The organism is Cellulomonas pasadenensis (assembly GCF_047229365.1).
Taxonomy (GTDB): domain Bacteria; phylum Actinomycetota; class Actinomycetes; order Actinomycetales; family Cellulomonadaceae; genus Cellulomonas.
Genome location: NZ_JBFTEP010000288.1, coordinates 1 through 850 on the forward strand (window position 1 = coordinate 1; position 850 = coordinate 850).

At 78.5% G+C, this 850-nt stretch carries 1 pseudogene; it reads left to right on the forward strand.

What is annotated here, in order from left to right:
- Positions 1-96: 96 nt before the first annotated feature.
- A pseudogene (locus tag AB6N23_RS18505) lies at positions 97-850 on the forward strand (hypothetical protein); the annotation flags it as partial.

Here is an 850-nt window from a genome sequence, read left to right on the forward strand (position 1 = left end):
CTTTGCATGGTGTAGAGGGGATACGCGATCGGCGTATGTGTCTCGTGGGCTCGGAGTTGTGTATAAGCGCCCGGCATCGCCGCGGCGCTCGGCGGCGTGAGCGCCGCGGCCGCCGCCGTGACGGTCGGCACCGTCGCGGTCGTCGCCGCCGCCGTGGTCGGGGCGGTGCAGCTGATCGGCGGTCCCACGGGCGACGTCGTCGCGACGCCCGGACCGAGCCCGACGGTGTCGGGCAGCACCCTCGAGCCGACCGCGACGGCCGGCCCCGCGCCGACCGTCGAGCCGACGCCCACCGTCAGCCCCACCGACCTGCCGACCCCCACGCCGTCGCTCGAGCCGGACCCCGACCCGACGCCCCGCGACGACGGGACCGTCCTCGCGGGACCGCCGCCCGGGGCCGGCGAGCCGGAGCCCGCGCCGTCCGCCGGGCCTCCGCCCGAGCCGCAGCCCGACCCCGGCCCGGGTCCCGACCCCGGCCCGGACCCGCCGCCCGCGCCCGACGTGGTCGTCGAGCCGCCGGAGGGCGGGATCGTGCTCGCCGCGGGCGGCGTCGGCCAGGAGCTCGGGCTGACCGTGCGCAACGACGGCGACCGGGCCGCGGTCGACCTGCGTGCCGAGATCACGCTGCCGCCCGGCGTCGAGGTGCAGGGCATCGCCGGGATCATCGCCGTCGGCGCCGGGCTCGCGCCGCTCGTCACCGACGGCTGGGTGTGCACGCCCGTCGCGCAGCACCAGGCGACGTGCGCGCTGCCCGAGCTGCCCGCGCACACGGCGGTGCGGCTGGTGCTGCGCGTCAGCAACGGCGAGGAGTTCGTCCCCACGGCGGGGCTCAGCGTCGGCGTGCGGATCA